Source organism: Ruminococcus sp. MCC718 (assembly GCF_018783905.1).
In the GTDB taxonomy this organism is placed as follows: domain Bacteria; phylum Bacillota; class Clostridia; order Lachnospirales; family Lachnospiraceae; genus Hominisplanchenecus; species Hominisplanchenecus faecis.
Map to the genome: position 1 here is coordinate 10,023 of NZ_WQNP01000146.1, position 23,205 is coordinate 33,227.

The window sequence follows — 23,205 nt, forward strand, 5'->3', positions numbered from 1 at the left end:
TTTATTGGTTCGCTGGGGATTCTTTCAGCATTTACGGTGGAAGTTCCCCACGCAGCCATATCTCTCTCATGACTCTGCTCCTCCTTTCCTACATCGTCTGTTTCCTTTTCCTTCTACGTCCGGTATAAAGCAGGAACGCTAACAACAGACCACCTGCTATGATAAACATCCTAATGCCCTCGCCGCCGGTATCCGGAAGCAATGCAAAATGCCGGTTGATAATCGTGAAGGTAAATCCATCTTTAGAGGTTTCGATTGTAGTTGTATATCCTTTTATTTCCCTTTCGGTGATAAAATATTTATAATAATGCGGAATTTCGTTAACATCTTTTATATAGGCCGGGAGCAGCTTATCCGGTTTTTCTGACTTAATAATCTCCTGCCATGTAGATTTTGAATGATCGCCTGTAATCACATAATTATCATATCCCGGCACAACTTCTGTATGTTCCGTTCCATCTGCATCTGTCCAGCTTCTGGAAATCGTGACCGTAATGGAATCAGGTCTGATACCATCCATATTCCGAAAATCTTTCCATACCTTATTAATGGTCAGATTTACATATTCATCACATGGATCCTGTGCATCTGATGGTTCCGGTGATGTGCTATCTTCTGTATTGACTGTCGTTTTGGTATCTGACATCAGAACGGCTTTTGCATCTGATACATAAGCATTCAGATCTGCTGTTTCAAAAGAATCTTTTGTTGCCATAACTGCATTCTGCAAGGTGTTATACTCATCTACCTGCACTACATGTTTTACTGAGAAGATACTCCATCCATTTTCCTGACTGAACGTATCCGTCAGAAGTTTCGAATTCTTTTTGATCTCATCAAAACTAATCGCCGGTTTTCGGTAAATACGATAATTGTTATTCTCACCTTCTACACCTGCTTTTGTATTAAAGTCATATACAGATTCCAGATCACTTTTTCCGCTAAATGGTCCCACCAGTTTAGATGTTCCACGGATCACATCGCAGTAATACATGTTGTTATTTTTCAGTAGTCCTTCGTCGTTGTATCCTACAAAGCCTCCGCTTCGTCCATCTGTTGCAGTACCGTCTGCATCATTTCCGGCACCGCCGGCATAGACATCGTATCCGGTACTGATTCCATATACATTGCTGTCTGTGATTTTTGTCCTGTTTGCCTTAATCAGATTGACACTGATGTTGGACTTTACATCATTATCTTTCGTTATGATTCCGTTTTTGTCACATGGAAGCTTAATAGAGGAATCTCCGATCTTAATGATTGCAAAATCTGTCTGCTGATTGTTATCATCAGACTTTTTAGACAGCCCAACGGAAATATCCAGTCCCAGAAGATTCACATGGAGAAGATTTCCCTCATACAGTGCATCAACCTTCACAATTCCAAGATTAATATGCAAAAGATTGGAATCCTGAATCTTATCCAGATACAACGCCTTTACAAGGTTATTCAGAACTACGAGCAAAGCGTCGACTACTGTGGAATCCAGTTTTACATCCGCTAGATAGGCAAAGCTTGTTCTTCCGGCGAAGCCTCCTGCTGTTCCGCCTGATGCTACCTGTTTCAGGCTATTTTCCTGATTTTTAGCACCTCCGGCATTGCATCCTGACATTCTGGTAAGATTTGCATAGCCGATAAATCCTCCTGCAATCTGTTCCTCTCCACCTTTACTCTGAACCGTATAACCACCAGGCACTCCTGTCACACTGCTGTCATCTATGTGGGAACCAAAAATATCCAGGACACCGAGGGCACCGCCCAGAAGCTGTCCGGTATTATTTCCCAGCACATCCAGCTTCTCCAGTTTCACAACGCCGCTTTTTCCGGAGTAACCAATAAAACCGCCGACGCTGTTCAGACCGGTTACATAATTTAATCCTGTTACGCTGCTGTTTTTGACAGATCCATTTAACAGTGAACCACCAAATCCGCCAGCTGTTCCGCTGTATGTAACCTGATTATTCTGTCCTGCATCTGTTGTTGTGTTAGCACTGACGCCAAGCCCTGCATCGAGACTGCCTGTGACATTTCCGTAATATATATAGCTTCTAAACGCATCCAGCACATCGGTTCTTCCAAGCTTTAAAAGATACTGTAATACCGAGGTTTCATTGCCTGCACTGATATTTGCGGCACCGGAAACATCCGCAATACCGAAGCATCCACCGGCATATTCACCGGCCACTACGGAGCGGATCTTATCCGCATGGATTCCGCTTCCCGGCTTATCCTTCTCGCCAAGGACCGCTCCACAGAGACTTCCTGCGAATCCTCCAGCTGCTTTTGCGTACCCGGTATTGCTGCCGCTTTGACAGGTTCCGTTTACGATCACGCCCCAGTCATCCCAGGCTGAAACAGATGCACAGCGGATGGTGGAAACGGTGGCATTCAGAACCTTGATCAGCTCTGCCGGAGCATTTACCATAAGAACATCCAGAAGCTTATTCAAAAGTCCCTGCTTTGTAGCTGTATCAATAGCTGCCACACTGCCTGGATCTACTTTTCCGGCAAAACCGCCTACATAGGAAGTTCCATCTACACGCCTTAAATTTGTGATACTGCAGGAGTTGCTTCCATCTCCCCAGATTTGGCCGCCGATCATCCTTCCCACATAGCCTCCGGCAAATCCTGCCGGGTCTTTGTCTGCAATACCAGTTGCTTTAATCCTTGCTCCGGAACGATAGCCTTCCACATGAGACTGTTTTACAACCGGCACAAAGGTTTTTAATGCTGCCAGACTGTCTGCACCTATAATCTTAAGACCTGCCAATGAAACGTTACCTGTGTTTGCCACAGAACCTGTAAGCATCTCACCTGCAAATCCACCGCTACTTCTATAAGCCTCTGCCAACTGAAGATCTACAGCAGTACCGTTCGTAACGGTTCCTCCTTCCATACGGCCTACATAGCCTCCGGCAGAACCGCCCTGTGTTGCTTTACTTGCCAGAATGCTCCTTCCTGCTGTGACTGCGTATCCATATGCATACTGAGAAATGATCTCATTTAACTGTTCTTGATCATTGACTTCACCAAGTGCCTGTAATTTATTACCGTAACTTCCATAAGAACCGACAGCACCAACCCATTTGTTCCAGGTATCCGTATCCAGTCCACGAAGCGGTCCATAAACAACTGTATTCTTTTCTGTCGGATACACTGCCTGAAGAAGCGTCAGCGGATTATCTAGTTTGATAAGACCAAATAAAACCTTCAGACTTCCTGTATCTGCAACATTCGCACACCGCATCAGTCCTGTATAACCTCCGGCATATTCCGTTCCATATACGGAACGGATACGATAGGCCGCACATTCTCTTACGGTTCCTGTATATGCAGTGCCTTTCCAGTTATCCGTATTGTTTCCCCAGATCTGACCGCCATAGTTGTAACCTGCATATCCTCCTGCAAGTCCACGGTAAATGCTGTCATCACTTTCAGCCTGAGCCCTCACAGCACCTCCACAAGGTACACAGGTTGTTTCGCTGTTTTTGATCACAGGAACAAATGCCTGTAAAACGCCAAGAAGATTATCTGCCTTGATCAGTCCTCCAAGAGCACTTAATCCATTTACCACATCTGCCGCACTTCCCGGCTCCATGGTTCCAACATATCCACCGGCACTTTCACGCCCTATGATATGTGCAAAATTATAAGAATTACTATTCTGAATCTGAACTCCAAGAAGTTCTCCTGCATATCCACCGGCTCTTCCGGTATCACCGTCTCCATCTGTTGCAAGAACATGAAATCCGCCTATCGCTCCGTAAACATCTGAACTGTCTATGATAGATGCAACTACGGTCAATGCTGATAACAGATTTGTAGCAGAAAGTACATGATCCAGAACGCTTGCACCTCCGATAGCCGCCGTACTTCCCATAGCAGCTTTCCCAATATAGCCGCCGGCATAACGATAACCACTTACCGCATATGCACTGTCGCTTCCGTAATAACTGCTGCCATCTTCCTGCTGCAGATTCTTTGGCTCACTGACACCTGTATGCTGCAATTTATTTACATCGGAATTGCTGATCTGTACACCAGTTCCGCATCCGATAAAGCCTCCGGCACTTCCGGCATCCGCATCGTTGGTGCTGTCTTTTTCAAGAGTACCTGTAACGGTAACGGTAAACCCTTTTTCTACAGAATTAACACTGGCATTACTGATCACCGGAACAAAAGCATTAACCAGAGAAAGTAATCCTGTCAGATCAACCACTTTTGTAAGAATTGATGATTTAGCTCCAATCTCTGCAACTGCTCCAGCTTTTACAAGACCTCCGAATCCTCCGGCATAACGAAGTCCTTCTACTTTCAGAAGATTTTCCACTGCCGTGCCTTTTCCGGAATCAACAGCATTTGCTGAATTATCTACATGACCGCTCTGCATCTCTCCAACGAAGCCACCTGCATAGCCTTCTGCGTTTTCAAATCCGCTGTCAGCCGTAACAGTCAATCCATCTGCGGTACCAGCAACTTTGCAATTTGTAATTTTGCTGGATGCAGCCTGCAAGACACTCGCCAACTCTTTCAGACTCAGAATCTTACCAAGAACACTGTTCAAAAGATCTCCTGTTGCATCTCCTGCCTCCGCTGCACTTCCGGACCGCATGATTCCGATATAACCCCCGGCATGATACGGTGCCTTGACTTCTTTTACATTAGTTACGTCAGAGTTTTTGAGCATAACTGCTTTTCCATTACCGATGTATCCTCCGGCATCTCCAAGCACCACATCATCATTTTTTCCGGATGCTGTTACAACTAAGTTATTTCCTTTAATAGAAGAATCGGAAATTCTCGGATAAGCCACATCCATGACACTGAGAAGTTGATTTACATTCAAGAGGCCCAGTAACTTAATAGAACCTGTCTGTGCCACATCACCAGGCATCAGCCTTCCTGCAAAACCACCGGCATAGCTGGTTCCCTTTATATAAGAGAGTCCGGTAATATTGGTGTCTGTGTCCGCTTTGAATCCGGAATTGTTGTTTCCATAGTTGATATCTACTGCCTGTCCGTCTCCCACAAAGCCGCCCGCCATATCAGCGGATACCTGAGGATCATTTCCATTTGAAACATAGGCAATGGAAGTATTATTGAACTCCGGTCTCAGGGCACTGACAACTCCAAGCAGATTTTCTAATTCAATTCCTGTCAGTTTTGATGTAGTGGAATCTCCTGCACTTAATGCATCTCCTGCTTTGGCAAAACCTGCAAAGCCTCCGGCTTTTCCGGATGTTGCAGCTGCAGTAACCGTTTTCAGGTTGCTGATCTTTGTGTCCCTTGCTCGTCCACTAATACATTCTCCAATAAAGCCACCGCTGTAACCTTTCTCATTGCCAGTAGACACACTATATCCTGACGAAACACCTGAAACAGTGCTGTCAACTGTAAACGTCTCAATCATCTGCCCTACAGAAAGAAGGCTGTCAATTTTCAAAAGCGGTAATCCAAGAAGTTTAATACCACCAACATTAGCAAGAGTACCACTTCCGAAATATCCGGCAAAGCCTCCTGCACACTTTCCAGCCGTTACAGAATTCAGATTTGTGACGGATGTTTTCCTTACTTCTCCACCTGTTCCATAACCGATAGCACCCCCAGCACGACCATTATCCTGATCTGACGCAGTAACAGTAAGACCGGAAGAGCCTCCATTTACGGAACAGTCTTTACATTCAAAACGCATGTAATCCGCTGCTGTAACTGTTCCACCAAGGACATCACCGACACTGGTCATTTTCGCATAGCCTAAGATTCCTCCTGCATTCTCTGTTGCTGAAACCTTCATAGAGGAAACTGCATTGATTTGATTCACACGGTCTGCAAATTCATAGGTAACGCCAGTCTTATTAAGCATTCGCTGGATGGCTTTAGTAGTTGATTTTGAATCGTCTGTAAGTTCTAAAGTATTGGAAATCTGGACAGCACCTGCATATCCCACAAGTCCACCGGCATTTTTACCGTTTGCTGTTACAGAAATATTATCTCCTGCGATGGTGCATCCGCTTATAACAGAAGGTCGAAGTCCCACAAGATTCAGAAGATCCATGTTGGTAAATTTACCATTTAACAACCCTGTAAGAAGATCCTTTACAATTACCAGAAGTCCCTGGCTTTCATCAATATCCGCTACATCACCAAGAGTTGCTATACCGGCAAATCCTCCGGTATAATCTTTTCCAGATACAGTGCCAAGAGAGGAAATACTGCAGTCCACCGCATAACTATTTCGCATTTCTCCTATAAATCCGCCTGCATAACCACTTTCTTTAGATGGTTTAGATTGGGGTCCCTGTGCAGATACGTTTACCGCTCCGTCGATTCTACAGTTCAGCATAACTGTATTGACCGGGAAATTTCCCATTAATTCAATACCAAGGCTGCTTAATGCACCTGCTACGACTGCATTCGCAGAACGTCCCACAAATCCACCGGAACAGTCATTTCCAGACACTGTTGTACTCCCGCCTACGGAACAGTTTTTCATCACTGCACCGATGGCTTCCCCGGCGAATCCACCGGTACTCTTCTGACCTGTAACAGAAGTGTCACCGCTTACAGAACAATTCTGGATACTTGGATTGACATAGCCTATCGGAATAAGATTTTTTACACTGAGTAATCCTCCATTTAAAAGGAGAGTCAGCAAATCACCGGCTCCAAGCAGAGGAATCAGATTCAGAATTTTGGTTAAAGTAGTAACCAGACCTCCTAATCCATTTGATATGAGGTCGTACTGTGTCATACCACTGACATAACCTGCGAAACCACCGGTTCGGTCATTTGCATTGGAAACTCCATGTAAATTTTCCACATTGCAGTTTTCAATCTGGATATTTCCTTTTACAACGCCAGCAAAGCCACCTGTTGCCAGAGATTGCGGATCCGGTTTCAGTCCACTTAAATTTCCAAGCAGGAGATTCAGCACACCTCCAATCAAACTGATATTCTGTTTAACTTTTGTTGTAGTAGTAGAAACCGTCACATCAGAAAGGGTAATATTTTTCACAGTGATTGGATTTTGAGATATTGTAAGGGATGTAGAATATGACGTTGTCAGATTTCTGAAAAATCCAATACCATATTCTGCCTGATTGTCCTGATTGACTGCATTAGCCTGTGAAATGTTGATATGGCTGATGGTTATACTCTGACCTTCAACCATTCCCTTTCGGCCTTCCATGTTTCCCTGATAATTGTCAATAGGATTCCAATCATCATCTTCTCCATTAGAATTTGTCCCCTCTTTGGAAAGATCAATATCACGAAAGATGATGTAATTCGCATCCTTACTGTATTTATATCCAGATCCTGCAATATTGGTATTGCTACTTTTGGATGTATCATAGGTAAGGATGTAAGTTTTATTCTCGTCAACCGTTATACTTTCCGGAGTTGTATCATCAGTAAAATCACTTTCGTCACCATCACTTGTAAAAGCATCTATATCATCACTTTCTGGCTCAGCTACTTCCTCACTTTCTGCCGGAGTCATATCAATCAAATCTCTGTCTTTTACAGTTTCATCTGCTTCAAAGTATGCTGCTTCGGAATCACTGGCAGTACTTTCTGTTGCCGTTACTGTCATATCGGCTGACTCCTGAATCGTACTACTCACATAGTGATATCGTTTTGTGGCACCAATTCCAAGTACACCATCCTGCTCATCTTTTTCTCCAAGCTTGTGCTCACCTTTTTTATTTCCATACAATTCCTTGCCTGACCAGTTATATGTATCATTAAACTTTACAATATCCGCATCCCCCGGATAATACAGTTCTGTTTTGTATGTCTGTGTATCAGCTGCTGGTTTCCAGATATATAGTAATCCATTTTTCTCTTTTGTTTCATACACCCGCCAGATTGGCTCCGTCACAGGCTTATCTGTTCCGATCGCCCGAAGCTGTGCTTCATTACCAATCAGGATATAATCTTTATCACCAATCTTTTTTACTACCTGACCGAAATAGTTTCTTCCCTCATAATCCGATGGATATACGTTTGAAATATTCTGAGTTGTCTCCTCTGTACCGGCCTTGTTGGCGAGAAGCTCCGGTGTTTCTGTTGTAAAAGAAGAAGCAAGCACATAATTATGTGTTTTGCTGTAAGTAAGATAGGAACCATCTTCCAAAGTGAAAACCTGTCCCATTCCAACCTTTTCTGCAATATAATCCTCACTCATTACGGGTTCGCTGTCTGAGTCTTCCTCTTTCATCAGTTCCAGCTGATATCGGTTATACACATAAATCGTATCTGTCGCTGAATCATATACCATATTGTCAGTGTGCTCAGATGATGAAGTGATGCTTCCTGTAAAATCAGACGGGAAGTTCCAGATATTTTCATTATCTATTGAAATATCATTCATCAGACAATAGGAAGCATCCGCCGCATAGGTAAGTTCTGTACCATCTGCAAGAACCTTATCCCCTTCACCAACTTTTCCGTCTTTGTCTCCGGAAAACATCTGTGTTCCTGTACCTATCTGCAGAAGTTGCTGATAATTGTAGATACATATTTTTCCATCTACATAATCTGGATTTACTTCTTCCAATGTGTCCGATGTGTTTTCGTCATCCATAATTGTTTCTTCTTCATCTGTAAATCCCTGATCTTCAGAATTGTCGAATTTTTCTGTCACCTCAGAACTAATATCTGTATTTGGCTCTGATTCGCCTTCAAAAGAATCAGGAATATCACTTTCTGTGATATCAGATGTTTCAGATGTATCACTGCTGAAACTATCCTGCTCCGATATATCTGTAATTTCACTATTGGTCTGCACATCCATTCTTTCTGAATCTTCATCATTCGCAACTACGACTTGCGAAGATAATAATGTAACACACAGAACGATTGCTGTAATTCGCCTTAAAACACTCAATTTTTTATTCATAAAAATCGCCTCAAATTTTCTGTCATGGTTAACTTTTTGTTACTTTTAACCACTCTGGCCGGATAACTGCCGCCGTCAAGCACTGGATCATTTTTGTGGAAAACGCCTCACATTCGCCATTTGAAATCATCCGTATTGCTTCTTCCGGTTCATATTTTCTGCGACAATTCTGATGTAGATACCATCCGTTCTTGTGCTGCTAAGTAACATACAATTCTAATTGCGTAATCTGTCAAATTTTTCAGTTGCATCGTTATCCCTCTAATCTAAACCCTGCGAGGTCTTAGTTTATATCAAAAAAAATATCAAAAATTGATATCTTCATTGTTTTTCGCTGATAATCTTTCTTATCAGGTATCTTATCAGGTACGATATTATACGCTATTAAACTTAAAAATATAATGTGCAACGGATGAAAAATTTTTATCGTTTTTTTGTTCAAAGTGTTCCATTTAAGACTAATATGCAAAAAAAACGAACCACACTAACCATGTGATTCGTTATCTTTTATAACAATTTCAATATTTTTAATATTATGAATCTCATCTTTGCCTCTCTGAAAACTCCATAAAAATTCTACATTACTTCAAGAGCTCGAAGTGCTATCAATCCATTTCGAACACTAAGCACTTCTGCTGCATTATTAAAATCTATATTCGTTATTTCTATTATTTTCTGCAAACGATATGAGGCAGTTCGATAATGAATAAACATTAATTCAGAAGTCTTTTTTAAGCTTTGGTTGACATTCAGATAACACTCCAATGTATCAACCAGCTCTCCATTTTTCTGAATATCGTACTGGCGAAGTTCATTCAATGACTCCGGTATAAACGCCTGCAACTGATTTATATTTTTCATCTTTTCCATTACATGATAAAAGAATCCTATCTTTGTACTATCTATAACTGACTTATCCTCGTCTCCGATTATTCGTCTAATAACTTTAATATATTTAAGTGCAATTTTAGAAGATTTAAAAGACTCCTTCAATTCATGGTATCCTGTGACAGTTTTACCTATACCAATCAGAAAATCTATTTCAACTCCCTTATTAACTAGAAATTCTTGTATCGTTTGCTGCAGTTTCTCCAGTTTTTTACGAAACTCCAATCCTGTTTCCTGTTCCGTTTCTCTGTGGATATATACAATCTGGTTGGTTTGCGAAAAAATATGTTCCCTCGGTAAATAACGTATAATTTCGTTTTCGACCAATTCTATTTCTTTTATCTGGGCATTGGTAAATTTTCCCATATTCTTCATTGTATCCATACGGAAAGTTACAACCCGATATATCTCTGCATCATTAAGCCCAAGCATACCTGCAACTTCATTTTCTTCATCATTTGACAGAGAACCATTCAGCAAACGATATTCCAAGTCTCTTAGATATCGTTTTTCAAGATTCTCTTCCATTACATGTCTGATCAAACTAAACTGTAATGTAATGATAATATTCTCTAATGCGACAAAATCCAATTCCCTTAATGGTTCATTCTGTTCTGAAACAACAAAATACATTTCCTGCCTTTTAAAAATATCGAGTTTTATAATGTATTCAACATACTTAGTATTTTTTCTTTTTTGACACAAATATTGATATCTGGTTATAATTCCAGGCTTATATTCCGTAATATTTTTTTCAATTCTAAAATCCTGTGTTTCCGAATTACTTAAAAAAAGACAGATTCCATCTGCGTTGTATATCCCGACCGGATTCCCAAGCATGGTACTGATCAAGAAAAGAATTCTCTCTATGGATTCCCTTGAATCTATCACGTTCAGTAAAATATTACTCAAATTATCATGTGTCATCTTAAAATATTTCAGTTTTGCAGTTTCTATATCACATAACTGAAGTACTATATACTTAATAATTTTCCAAAAATACAGATTCTCAGGAATTTCTATCACAGGCAAATGATGCTCCTGCGAAAATTCCATTAAAATATCAAACAATCTTTTCAGGTGTTCCGTTCTCTGATAGCACTTTACTATAAATCCACTTACCTGCTTTTTATCAAATTCTTTTAAATGATACAAAAAAGCATCTTCCTCTGTGGCTTCATAGGCTCTCATACTCGTCAGGAGCAGTTCACCCCCCCCCAGAAATTTTTCCATATCTGCCACTTCAATGATTCGGACTCCTTTAATTTCACGATCAATTCCGGAATCATCATTTATCAGCTGCATTTCTGGGAATTTGTTTGATTTAAGCAAGTCCTTTACTGTATACCCCATTTGTATTCCCTTCCTTTTACAATTGAATTGATTCATCTTTCTTTTGCTTTATTATGCCATATCTATTTTAATATATTGTTGGGGTTATTTCTATAATTGTTTTTCATATTCGCTAGTTTGTTTTCTTAGCTATTCTGATAACTCATCGGTATCTGGTTTTATAATCTCCGAGACCTTTATGCCCTTTAGTAGATTGTCATAAGTTTGCTGCACATCCAGCAATATTTTATGTACTTTACAATGCTCTGTTGCATTTCTGGAACAAAACCCATCTTCTTCTAAACAACGGTTTAATCTCATAGTTATTTCTGTGGCGGATATAATGTCAAACAAAGAAATATCTTCTGTTTTTTTCGCAAGTGAATACCCACCTTTAATTCCTTCGCAGGCTGTAATTATATTCGCTTCTTTTAATTTTTTTGTTATCTTTGGAATATAACTTTCTGGAATCTTTAATTCATAAGCTAACTCAGATGCAGTGATTACTTCACTACGACAAGCCAGATAATATACAATTCTGATCGCATAATCCGTTGTAATTTTTAATTGCATAATCGCTCCTCTCCAAAACAGGAAAAATCCCGAATTATTATCCTTGCGCTTCATCTTTTATCGCCTCAAGTCTAGTAAATTCGGGATATTGTATAACCTTTCCTCTTTATCTCATTATCAGCTTTTTCAGTTCTTCTTATTTATTCCTTTAAAGAATACCAAACCAACCATGCTGACCGCAAGAACAAAAAACATCAAAATCATCAGGCCATGTCTACCTTCTATAGATAGCTCTTTATGATCCGCAATTGCTCCAAATCCGATTACAGAAGGTGCTTCTGCAATTGGGTTTCCATTGACATCTACATACGCTACTCTATCTGTTGAGGCTTCTTCTCCATTCTCGGCAACCGCCAGTAATTCTTCCTCCAGACTCTGTACAGACATTTGTTCCGGTGCATCCAGATCTGTTATCTGGTCTGAGGAATCCTCTATTTCAACCGGATTTTCCGGTTCCTTTTCTGATTCCACTATTTGTTCACTCTCTGAGAGTTGTTCGTCATCTGCCAAAATTTCCGGTTCTGTCTCCTGATTTTCAATGTCACTGATAAAGTCCACCGTCTCCTGTGATTCCCTTTCCATTTCCACACCGGCACCAGATGCTTCGGTTACATTTAATGATAAACCACATATAGAAAAAATCAAAATCCAAGAACAGATGATTTTCAAGTATTTTTTCCATATATTATGCCTCATCTTGTGATTCTCTCTTATTTCTTCTCTGGCTTTCATATGTTAAAATGCTTAGACAAATCAGCGAACCAAACAGCAATAAGAAATATCCCATAACAGGACTGTCATCTCCGGTCTTTACACTATTGATCTTTTGCACTTTATCTGAATAGGACGGTCTAGATGGCTGTGACGGATTTGAGGGCTGTGTTGTATTTGGTTTCTCTTCTCCCATATAACTGTTCTTAAAAGAGATCTCTTCTATTTTCTCCCCCTTCTCATTGGCTACAATTGTGACAACTTTTAACTGATTCGATTCATTATAGTAAGCCTCGACAGTCACATAGTACCTGCTTTGATCATATTTATAATCTTCCTTTTTTTCTGTCGTCTGATAAATGTTATAATGATACTGCCCTGCTGTTTTCACATTCAGTATAATCTCTGTTGCTGCATTCTTTTCCATTGTCCAGGAATACTGCATGTTGCGGCCTCCCGCGGGCATCGGGGCATCGCTTTGATCGGTTGTCATAATATAAGAGAATTCATCTGCAATACCTTCCACTTCACTGTCAAAGAGCTGTTTCACTGGAATTTTTACTACAGTACAGTTATCAGATGCAAACACTGATATCTGCATGCTCAGAAAAAGGAGCATAGTCACCAATATGATAGTTACTTTTTTTAAATCAAGGATTTTCATGTTTTTTCTTTCCCTTCTTCTTTAATTTTCTATCTATCAGCAATAGAACGATAATTAGCAAAAGTATCCAGTAGATAATCGGCACCTGAATCATCTTTTCTTTTAATTTATCAATTCCAGTTCCCAGATTCTTGGCTTTCTCTTTCTCAGGATAGACCTGATCCGTAAGCCTTCCTACTAATATATTTCTTCCATTTGTCATGTCTGAGGTACATGTTATCAGAAGAACCAAATGCTCATTTTCCGTAAGTTCAAAGTTTCTTTTATGTAAAGCATTGTCTGATATTTCCTGCAGATACGCCTGTTTTGCTTCCGGTTCCTCTGAACTGACACTGAACAGCCGTTCATTATAAGCATCTGCCTGGATCAATGCATAAAATTCAATTCCATGATCTTTTCCATCAAAAAAAAGATTTCCGTATGGATGTTCGTCAAAATACTCCTTATCTGCGAATAGCCCCACATCTCCAAACATCATGTGTTTTTCCATATGGTGTCCATATATCATATTATTAAAATCGGAAAAATCCGGTTTGTTTGCACAGTGTAAAAATATGGAACCACTTAAAGAATATTTGCCTTCGGCATCCGTATTCATATAGGTATCATCATCTTCTGCCTGAAGCAGCGGATAATTAACGTTTGTTTCATTTATTCGAATCCAGCCAATAATATCCGGATTGATTTTCTGCAATTCTTCAAAAGATTTCGTATGTTTTTCTGTTGGAATATAGGCTTCGTAGTTCTTCGCATCAGCCGCCTGATATACCTGATTGGAATCCCATAACATATAGCATGACAGGAACATTACCATAAGAATCAGCAATAACGCTATAAAATTCACCATATGATCGACTATTTTGACTAAAAACTTTGCTGCTTTTTTCATATGAAATATTCCTGAAGTTTCCTTTCTTATTGCAAAAGGGAATGCGACGGAGTATCGCCGCACGCATTCCCTTTACTGTTACTTTTATGATTTTATGAAATTATTTCTGTACTTTTTTGCGTTTGAAAGCAACGAATCCAAACAGTGCTACAGCACAAAGAGCAACCATCAGAACGTATGGAAGAGTGTTCATGATAATACCGGTTGTTGGTACATAGTTGTATGTATTTGTTACATCAACTGTATTTTTCTGCTGTCCGAGCTTGCCATCCTTTACTGCTTCGAAATCAGCATGATATTTTGCTGCTGTATCAGTTGTTGCAGTACCACCATTGAGTACAACGCTAACACTTCCCTTGTAGTTTGCCACTCCTGTTTCAGTTACAGTAATCTTTGTTCCAACCGGAAGACCTGTATATTTCATCTTCTGACCATGTTTCAGAGTAAATGTATGCTGATTGTTTTCGTCAAGTGTTAATGCAGCATCACCTGCTTTTGCTTTAAGTGTTTCTGCATCAGTTCCTTTTGGGAATTCAAATTTTGCTGTAAAAGTAAATTCGGCATCTGAATCTACAGTACCAGCCTGTGCATCAATCGTCTTAGATACATTTAAGGAACCATATTTTGTATAGTCATCATCTGGATCTGTTCCTGGATTTGAAGGATCTGTTCCTGTACCAGCTTCCTGTACATAAGTGTTAACAAAGTTAAATCCGTTTCCATTTACATCACCACCGATGTCTACTTTACCTGTCGCAGGGCCATTATTATCATCTTTTGTTTTATTTACAATAATCTTATCAATTGCTAAGGTTCCAGCCTTTTCAACAACATAAACATCCATTTTATACTCAGCCTGGGACATGATTAACTTCTGATGTCCGCTATTTGCAATAGCTGGTTCAGTCGTTGCACTCTCGTTTACAGTATATTCATACTTTCCTGCCTGTGGGAACTCTTTAAAAGTAATCTTATCGCTAAGTTTTTTATAGGTTCCTGCATTACTACTTAAGTCTGTTTCTTTAAATTCAATGCTTGGAATTGTACATTTAACATCGTCTGTTACTATGTAATCCCCTGTCTTAACCTGTGTAGCAGTAAAGTTAAACTTCATCGGTTTCTTAACTTCTGTGTTGTAGGTCTTGCTGATATAGGCTTCCGTTGCATTATTTGTTGTGTCTGCGCCTGCTGCAAATGCCGGCATTGCCAGTCCCATTGTCATAGCACCTGCTGCGACAATAGCGAGCATTTTCTTAGTGAATTTTTTCATGCTCATTATAATTCCTCCCTTGTAAATTAGTTTGTTTTTTATTTGATTAACGGATCCAGTAATTAAATTCCCCTGCTCCGAATAATCGCAATGACTTTTCCTTTGACATCTTTTATATCAATGCAGCCATAGATTCGGCTGTCCGATGCCTGTGGTCTGTTATCTCCAAGTATAAATACCTGGCCATTCCCGACTGTGACCGGGAAATCCACTCCATCTTTAAACTGGGTGGTATCAAAGTAAATGTCCTGAGATATCTGTTCTGCACCATTTATCTTCAGTCCGTTTTTCGTAATGTCAACGGTGTCTCCTGCTACCGCCACAACACGTCCGGTCGTGGTTCTGCCGTCGTCTTCAAACACCGCAACGTCACCGGAGATAAACCTTTTATCCAATCGGTAATACATGACCAGATCACCGTCTTTGATTGCCGGTTTCATGGAGACATCATTTATTCTTACGATTCCATAGAGAAATGTAAAAATAAGAAATACTGCTAAGACAATAAATGCAATCTTCAATAACAACTGAACAATATCCTGTGCTACAGATGTTTCCTGTACTATATTGTTGTTTTTATTTGACAGTTCAGTTTCGTTCTTCATCCTATCCTTCCATAAAAAAGGATGTCCGTAACCCTTCTAAGGGATTTATTTGTTCTAGCTTAACTCGGACATCCAAGGCATTAGTTTATATCCCTTATTATAGTGGTTTATTTTTTTATTCCAATGCAACAAACATGTAAAAAGGCAGATGTGTTTTTGCAACTTTTGTTCCATAGCAGTATCTATCTTATTTCCCGTCTTCTCCTGAAAAACAGAACCATGATAATACTTATGGCGAATAGTAACCATACATGCCTGCTTGTTCTCAGACGAACCCCTGTTTCCGGTATTGATTGTGTGTTTTTGTTTGTGATTTTTAACTCAATCACGTCTCCTCGTGCAGCCTCAATCCGCTGTTTCATGACAGCTGTATTTCCATTCGATGTTGCCTGCACTGGATTTGAATACTTATCATTCTCTTCTTTTTTAGAAATCGAAACAGCGTATTTTGATGTATCAACAGTTTCTGTTATTATGATATCCGAAGATATATCTACATTTTTTAATGTAACTTTATCTCCATGTTTCAAAGAAGTTCTAATTGTCTTGCTACGCAGCTTTTGACCATCTTCCCAATAGAGAATTTCCATATCAAATGGCTTCTTGCGGTTTCCAAGTGGACCAGTGACTTCCTTTGTAATCTCAACCGTCACCCCGCCTTTTTGCGGATGATTGACGATATGTCTGTCCGAAACAGCTCTCCAGGTATTTGTCATCGGTGATTTCTCATATAGGAATAAAATATCGGATTCTACATCGACCATATATAAATTAAAATTATCCTGATACTGTGTTTTGGTTTTATCTGCTTTGTCCTTTTTGTTTGGAGTAACAGATTCTACCATCCAGTATCGTCCGTTCTCAAAGTCCTCCGGTAATTGAAGCATTCCATTTTCATCTGTTTCTAAGGAACGATACGTCGTACACGTTTTTCCATCCTTTTTCAGAACGATATCGTCCTTGCTCTGTGTATTGTCATAATCTACTGTATATCCTGTATCATCCGCATATTCTTTCGTAACATCATCATACGGTACTTTGTAGAACAGAAAACCTGCACCAGCAAGTCGGTTTCTTGGAAGATCATCCGTCTTTAAGAAACTTCGTTCAGCAAGATTGAAATGCAGATTCTGCACTTCCAGTTCCATCTTGGAAACATCCTTGAACTCATTCTCATCCTTCGGGAATATTTGTTGTCCATTTGAATCGAAATACTGAATCTCTGGATAAATAACTTCATAATATAGGAAACCATCCCCGTAGTCCGAAGAATAATGTGTCTTTCCTATCTCGATTTCTTCCACCTTATATTCCACCGGATTTCTGTCCTGGAATAGTGGAACATTGTCGACTGTGTGTTCCCATCCGTTCTCTTCATTCAGCAAGAATTCCTGTCCTGTAGAAATTCCATTCTGATACAATCTGATTTTCACCTGTTTTTCCGTCAGTGCATCATTTGGATTTTCCCATGTCTTTTTGATATGCAGAGTGCCTGTTTTAGCAAAATTTCGGATATTAAGGCTGGTATCTCCTCGCTGAAGCAGAACAGATTTTCCGTCTATCTTACCATCAACTGGTGCCTTAACAGCCTCCTGATTTTCGTTAGCCTCCCTATCCACCAGTTTTGCATCAGTGATTTTGAATGCTCCATTGGCAATCTCAACTGTGATCTGTATATCTCCTGTGTCTACATATCCCGTCGGTAAGTTTGTCTCTCGCAACAAATACGTCTCAGTTGCTGTTCTGTTCTGTTTGTTTTCATCTTGTAACGGAATGTGAAGTTGTGCGATTCCGTATTTATCAGTTGTTACCGTTTCCTCCTCAACACCGTTCTTACTGACAGCAAAATTGATTTTCTCCATTCCCCGTCCGGTAGACTCATCAAATTTGTTCAGTGTGAGTATTCCCTCTTTCTGATAACGGTTCTCCAATTCAATAGTAAGAGTCTCACCACCGCGTCCAATTCCACGTCCTGTGAATTGAATTCCACTTTCTGGATATGCTTCCCATGAATTTACATTATCTCCTTGTTCATGAGAATTGTGAACATTGTACCAACCTGAAAATTTCACATTCGAATCTTTTGGCTTATAGTTGTACTCTTTTAATGTGTATTTCCAGAATGAGTCCGCCTTAACGATCCACGTACAGCTTGTATGTGTATCATCTGTCCATGTACCTACAACTTCTATTGGAGCATCCTCCGCTTGCGGAGCTTCTGCATCCGGTTTCTGGCTATCTTCTGAAGGAAGCACAAGTTTCATATGCTCATGAAATGCAGGTGGCTGAGGTTTTCCATCTAAAAGCTTTTCATCCATATCTACCTGGATATAATAATCTTTCTTGACTTTCTCTATTGCTTCCGGCATTCCGACAAAATCTTTCTTTACTGTCAGGTAACCATTTTTTGCTACAATACGTCCGTCAATATGCCACCCATCGGACATTTCACTTTTGAAAGAATACCAATAAATGGTGAAGAATTCGGTATCTAATTTCGATGGCGGAATCTCCCTGTCTCCGATACGAATCATACGTCCGCTTTCACGAATTGTCTGGAATACCTCTTCATCGGAAGGAATTCTATCTATCTTGTAGATATAGTCTCCATTTCCAATATATCCCTCATCTGGTTTAGTTCCCTGCAAAAGTTCTTGCACTCTCTTATTTCCATCCGCATACTGTTCCCACGTAGATGGATTCTTATTTCCAAGAACTGGAACATCATGCAATATACTTGCCTTCACATTACAGTTTGCCACGGCAACCGCACTTGTATAATCGTCTACATTCGTGGTTGGTAATGCTACCGAACCATCTTCCGGCATCGCTGACTTACAGATATAAAACTGTACCTGTTTTCGATTTTGGTTACTCACCTTACGCCACGCTGCATAGAGGGTGATTGGCTGTCTTGCATTATTATTTATAAGATCAGAAATAGAATCCCCTGCACCGCATTCCTGCCACTTTCCGTCTTTGTTTCTGTAATCCCAATGATCGAATTCATACTGTTCCAACTCTTTGCTGTCATTATCTTCATGATCATAAACCAGAGGATATGGTGACTTAACGTTATGTTTTCCAGCTTCTATTTCATTCTCATAATCATCTGTATGTCTTGTCTTATTCTCAACCTGAGGGGTCAACTTAGCTTCCTTAGGAAGTTTCTTCATATAACGAGTTGTATTATAGATAACCCTGACTGCCCCAGACTCCAGCGGTTTGTCTGCGATCACCTCATAAGATGAGTTAACATTCGGAATTTCAAATTTTACCTTATCATCTCCGGACGGTTCCGGAAGAACCTCATTTTCGTCCCTGTCATTAGATGTACAACTCCAGACAATCTCCTTGCCATAATACTCACCTTCTAAACTTGCCCTCTTTGGTACTTCCACAGTATATGCTTCCCCATGGCCTACATACTGTCTCTTAATCGCCTCTCTTTTGGTCAGGTTCAGTGGATCCAACACTTCAATCAGATGAAAACTTCCCTCTACACTGAAATGTCTTCCTGCCAGCCCAACCTGAGAAGAAAGTCCTGTCAAACGATCAAAATAATTTTCGATTCTGTCTGGATTCAGTGGGTTTGGCTGTGAGAAATAATAGACAGATACATCTTTCCCGTTTTTCAGGACAGGAATATACCATGTACCATCGTTGTCCTTATAAGGGTGCTGTACAAACACACGGCTGTCTGTCGCATAACCAAACAGAATCTTCTCTTTCTGATCTGCACCGGGCTCCAGCTTGCTCGGAGTGAAACCAAACTCACTGTAAATTTTAGAAATCGTATCATCTGGTTTAGCTCGCAAATAATAACGACTGGCTCGGCCACTGTTTGCTTTGATTATGTAATGCTGCTCAGCATTGAGGTTCTTTATCAGCTTATAATGTCCATCGATAAATACATAAAAACTGATATTTGCTTCTTTTGTTGCTGCCGGTTTTTCTGTATTATCAGGAACAATCACATATGGACGTACTGCATCATCTGGCTTAATAGTAAAGCTCATGGTATGCTCTTCTTCATTTTTACTCCATGTAACTGCTGAAAGAGTACCATCTTCCTCTCTGCATTCCCAGTTTATATCCTGCGTTTGTTCTTCTACACGCGGCTTTGTACTAACTGTTCTTGTAAGTGTTGACTTTCTTGCAACAAAATCAATTGCCGGAAGATCACGCAAAGCTGTTTGGCTGTAAACCTGTCCATCGTCATCCTGTACTGTCACACTGTAAAAACCGTTATATCTATCATCGTCGTGTTCGAGTAAGGTCTTTGCACTCATTGTGGCAATATTCTGTCCGTCTGGCAGGTAATACACATCCATCGGCTCTCCGGACTTTCCTATATAAATACATTCATGACCTTCTATCGTGTATTTCCCTGCATTATGGATTGTATCGTAATCTCTCTTGGAATAATAAAAACGCTCTTTTGCTCCATTTTGAATAGAACCATCGTAATGAAATTTTTCAAAATGCTTTTTTAACTCATCATTAGAAATATAATAATAAACTGTTCCCGGCTTTGTTGTAGTATCTTTTATAACAGGAATTTCTTCGTTTAGAACATTATATCTCTCATTATTTACAAAAGTATAGAATTTAATGTTCAAGGTTGCTGGTGCAAAAGTGCTGCATGCAACCGTATATGGTTGCTCTATCTTCCCAATAGAAAAGGTTAGTTTATCGCCCTGTTTCACCGGAAAAATTGTTTCATTTTCATCCTCACTGGCACAAAGCCAGTCGCTTTCCTTCGTATCTCCTGGATCAACGGAAATTGTGACCGCAGAATCTTTCTTATAGTAACTCACAGTTCGATTTCCATCCGGATTGATCACTGTAACCGAATAGAAACTGTTCTTATTCTGCTTCATCTGGTCTGAATAATTATCCGGAATTTTTTCGCCATCAGATGCTCCTTTTGGCATATAATAAACGTCTGTTGGTACAGTTGCTTCCTGCTTGTCCAGGTTATAAGATACATATTGCTGTCCTTTATAAGTTACCACTGTCGCCTGTGCTAATGTCTTCTCACCACGGACTGTATATGGAAAATAATTTCCGGACTGTGTTTCCTCTGCATTCAAGCCGAACTCTCTATAAATCTCAGCAAGATCACTGACAGATAAATAGCATCTGCCCTGACGGTTCCATTTATACACCTTTTTCAGAGAATCAGCCGGCAGCTTTCGAACCTCATTGTCTGCATATATATAAAACTGAATGTCAAAGGCTGTCTGATCCGCTCTCTGGATCACATAAGACTGTGTGATCTTTCCGATTGTGAACCTCGTCTGGTTCCCTGATTCCCGTATACCATCTATCACCTTATCATCTGTTCCCATACAGGTCCATTCGATCTGGTCTGTCTGGTCCGACAATTGGGGATTAAAATCAGCCACAGCTTCTTCCACTACAGTTCCTGTTAATGCATAACGAATCCGATCCTGCCCTTCTCCCTTTACCTCTACGGAATAAAACGAGTTGTCCTTTTTTACAGAATCTTTTAAATTTAATGCAACGCCTTTTCCATTTGGAAGGTAGTAAACATCTATCGCTTCCCCTTGTTTATTCTGTCCATAATTGTAAGAAACATATGTCTTTCCGGATTCTGTGTCTGTATAAACTTTTCCGTATTCTATCCCGCTTTTTCCCCGGTATGCAGATACAAACTTATTATTTGCATCCGGATTCTGATTCTCACCATTTTTCACAAATCCAAATTCTTCATATATCAGGAGCAGGTCCTCCATGGAAACACCATAATAGGTAGTTCTTCCGTCTTTCCATGTTGCAATGCCAGTAATGTCATTATGCTGAAGCTTTACCTTATTTCCATCGATAATAACATAGAAATCAATATCAAATCCTTCGGAAATCTCCTGAAGTTTCGGTGATTCCTCTTGTGCAATCTGCTCCTCGAAGGCTTTTTCTTCTTCTGAAAGCTCTCCCGGGGATGAAGTAATTTCTTCCTCTGGAATCTCTTCTAATGGCGGAGTGATTTTCTCTCCCGGAGTCTCTTCTGACGGTGAAGTGATTTCTTCTCCCGGGGTCTCTTCTGACGGCGGCGTAAGTTCTTCTCCCGGAGTCTCTTCTGACGGTGGCGTAAGTTCCTCTCCCGGAGTCTCTTCTGACGGTGGCGTAATTTCTTCTCCCGGAGTTTCTTCTGATGGGGGAGTAAGTTCCTCTCCCGGAGTTTCTTCCGACGGCGGCGTAAGTTCTTCTTTCGGAGTTTCTTCCGCCGATGATGTGCTTTCCTCCTCTGAGATAAATTCTTCTGAAAGCATTTCTTTCTCCAGAGAACCATTTATATTCAGAATACTCTCCTCATTTGCAGAAACTGCCAAAGCTGTCGTTCCTGCACTATTCATACACAAAACCAATAAAAGTATCCAGGCTATCCATCTTAGCCATATCTTTTTTCTCTTCACACAAATTCCTCCTCAAAATATATTTTCCTATTTCTCAGCTATCTGCCTTTTTTATCCATTCCTTCTGCATTGCCGCTTCCAGAAAACAATGGAGCAGCGGTTGGGAGAATGAGCCACATTCCCCGTTCAGGATCATTTGCAACATAACTATTTGTCTTTAGATTTAATTTTAATACTACATAAAACCTGCCAAAGTCTTTATCTGTGCAATCTATTGGTTTTTCCTGTTCCATAACCCCACCTTTTACAAAACTCAGCCCTTAAAGGTACTAGTTCATATCAAAAAAATATTCCTTTCTGCTTTTTTCATGTCTAGCTTATAGTATATAGTTCTTTTAATTTTTTATAATGCACAAAAGTCGCAAATATTGCACATGATTTTTGCAAGAAGTGTTCCATTATATGGATTTTTCCAAAGGAAAAAAACGAACCACACTAACCGTGTGATTCGTTTTTTATAACAATTCTAATATTTTTAATATAATAATTCCATTTCGGACAGCTAACATCTCAGCTATGTTATCAAAGTCCAGTCCCGTTAGTTTTACTATTTTTTGCAAACGATACGAAACTGTCCGGGAATGTACACCCATCAGCTCTGATGCTTTCCGAATACTTTGTTTATGATTCAGATAGCATTCCAGCGTATCAATCAGTTCTCCATTTTTCTTAATATCATATTGATGAATCTCATTCACTGCATCCGGTATATATATTCTCAATTGCTTTTCATCCTTAATATTCGCAAAAATATGAAAAAAACCTAATTTTGAACAATCTACTACGGACTTCTGTATATCACATGTTATCTTTCTGATGACGTCAATGTATTCTATTGCAGTTTTAGAGTCGTGAACTACCCATTGTCTAAAGCCAATGGGCTTCCTGCTTCGCAGACCTCGCAACCTACTATCTCCACAGGCGTTAATTC

At 40.0% G+C, this 23,205-nt stretch carries 11 protein-coding genes; all 11 read right to left on the reverse strand.

Annotated elements, in window-relative coordinates:
• Positions 1–88: 88 nt before the first annotated feature.
• Entirely contained in the window at positions 89–8,902 is an 8,814-nt protein-coding gene (locus GPK60_RS12030) for a Cna B-type domain-containing protein (RefSeq protein WP_215660299.1), read from the reverse strand.
• A 576-nt stretch (positions 8,903–9,478) separates the two neighbouring features.
• Positions 9,479–11,143 carry a PucR family transcriptional regulator gene (locus GPK60_RS12035; protein ID WP_173866908.1) on the reverse strand — a complete coding sequence of 555 codons (1,665 nt, stop codon included), beginning with the start codon at positions 11,141–11,143 and terminating at the stop codon, positions 9,479–9,481.
• Between the two features lie 129 nt (positions 11,144–11,272).
• Complete coding sequence (locus tag GPK60_RS12040; protein ID WP_226911927.1) at positions 11,273–11,749, reverse strand: Rrf2 family transcriptional regulator; 477 nt, start codon at positions 11,747–11,749, stop codon at positions 11,273–11,275.
• A gap of 72 nt (positions 11,750–11,821) precedes the next feature.
• Positions 11,822–12,364 (reverse strand): hypothetical protein, encoded by a 543-nt coding sequence (locus tag GPK60_RS12045; protein ID WP_215660302.1) that lies wholly within the window; start codon positions 12,362–12,364, stop codon positions 11,822–11,824.
• Positions 12,365–12,380: 16 nt separating this feature from the next.
• Positions 12,381–13,007 (reverse strand): FctA domain-containing protein, encoded by a 627-nt coding sequence (locus GPK60_RS12050; protein ID WP_215660305.1) that lies wholly within the window; start codon positions 13,005–13,007, stop codon positions 12,381–12,383.
• 49 nt (positions 13,008–13,056) lie between these two features.
• Positions 13,057–13,959, reverse strand: coding sequence for a class B sortase (gene srtB, locus GPK60_RS12055; RefSeq protein ID WP_215660307.1), 903 nt, complete (start codon positions 13,957–13,959; stop codon positions 13,057–13,059).
• Positions 13,960–14,059: 100 nt separating this feature from the next.
• A complete protein-coding gene (locus GPK60_RS12060; RefSeq protein WP_215660309.1) occupies positions 14,060–15,235 on the reverse strand; it encodes a DUF5979 domain-containing protein in 1,176 nt (391 codons plus the stop codon).
• Between the two features lie 56 nt (positions 15,236–15,291).
• Positions 15,292–15,834, reverse strand: a complete 543-nt coding sequence (gene lepB / locus GPK60_RS12065) for a signal peptidase I (RefSeq protein WP_215660312.1) — start codon at positions 15,832–15,834, stop codon at positions 15,292–15,294.
• Between the two features lie 182 nt (positions 15,835–16,016).
• Positions 16,017–22,214, reverse strand: coding sequence for a Cna B-type domain-containing protein (locus tag GPK60_RS12070; RefSeq protein WP_252191395.1), 6,198 nt, complete (start codon positions 22,212–22,214; stop codon positions 16,017–16,019).
• A 98-nt stretch (positions 22,215–22,312) separates the two neighbouring features.
• The gene (locus GPK60_RS12075; protein ID WP_173866914.1) at positions 22,313–22,507 is read right to left on the reverse strand and encodes a hypothetical protein; all 195 of its coding nucleotides are present in this window, start codon (positions 22,505–22,507) and stop codon (positions 22,313–22,315) included.
• A gap of 222 nt (positions 22,508–22,729) precedes the next feature.
• A partial coding sequence (locus GPK60_RS12080) for a helix-turn-helix domain-containing protein (RefSeq protein ID WP_215660315.1) occupies positions 22,730–23,205 on the reverse strand: 476 nt, incomplete at its 5' end.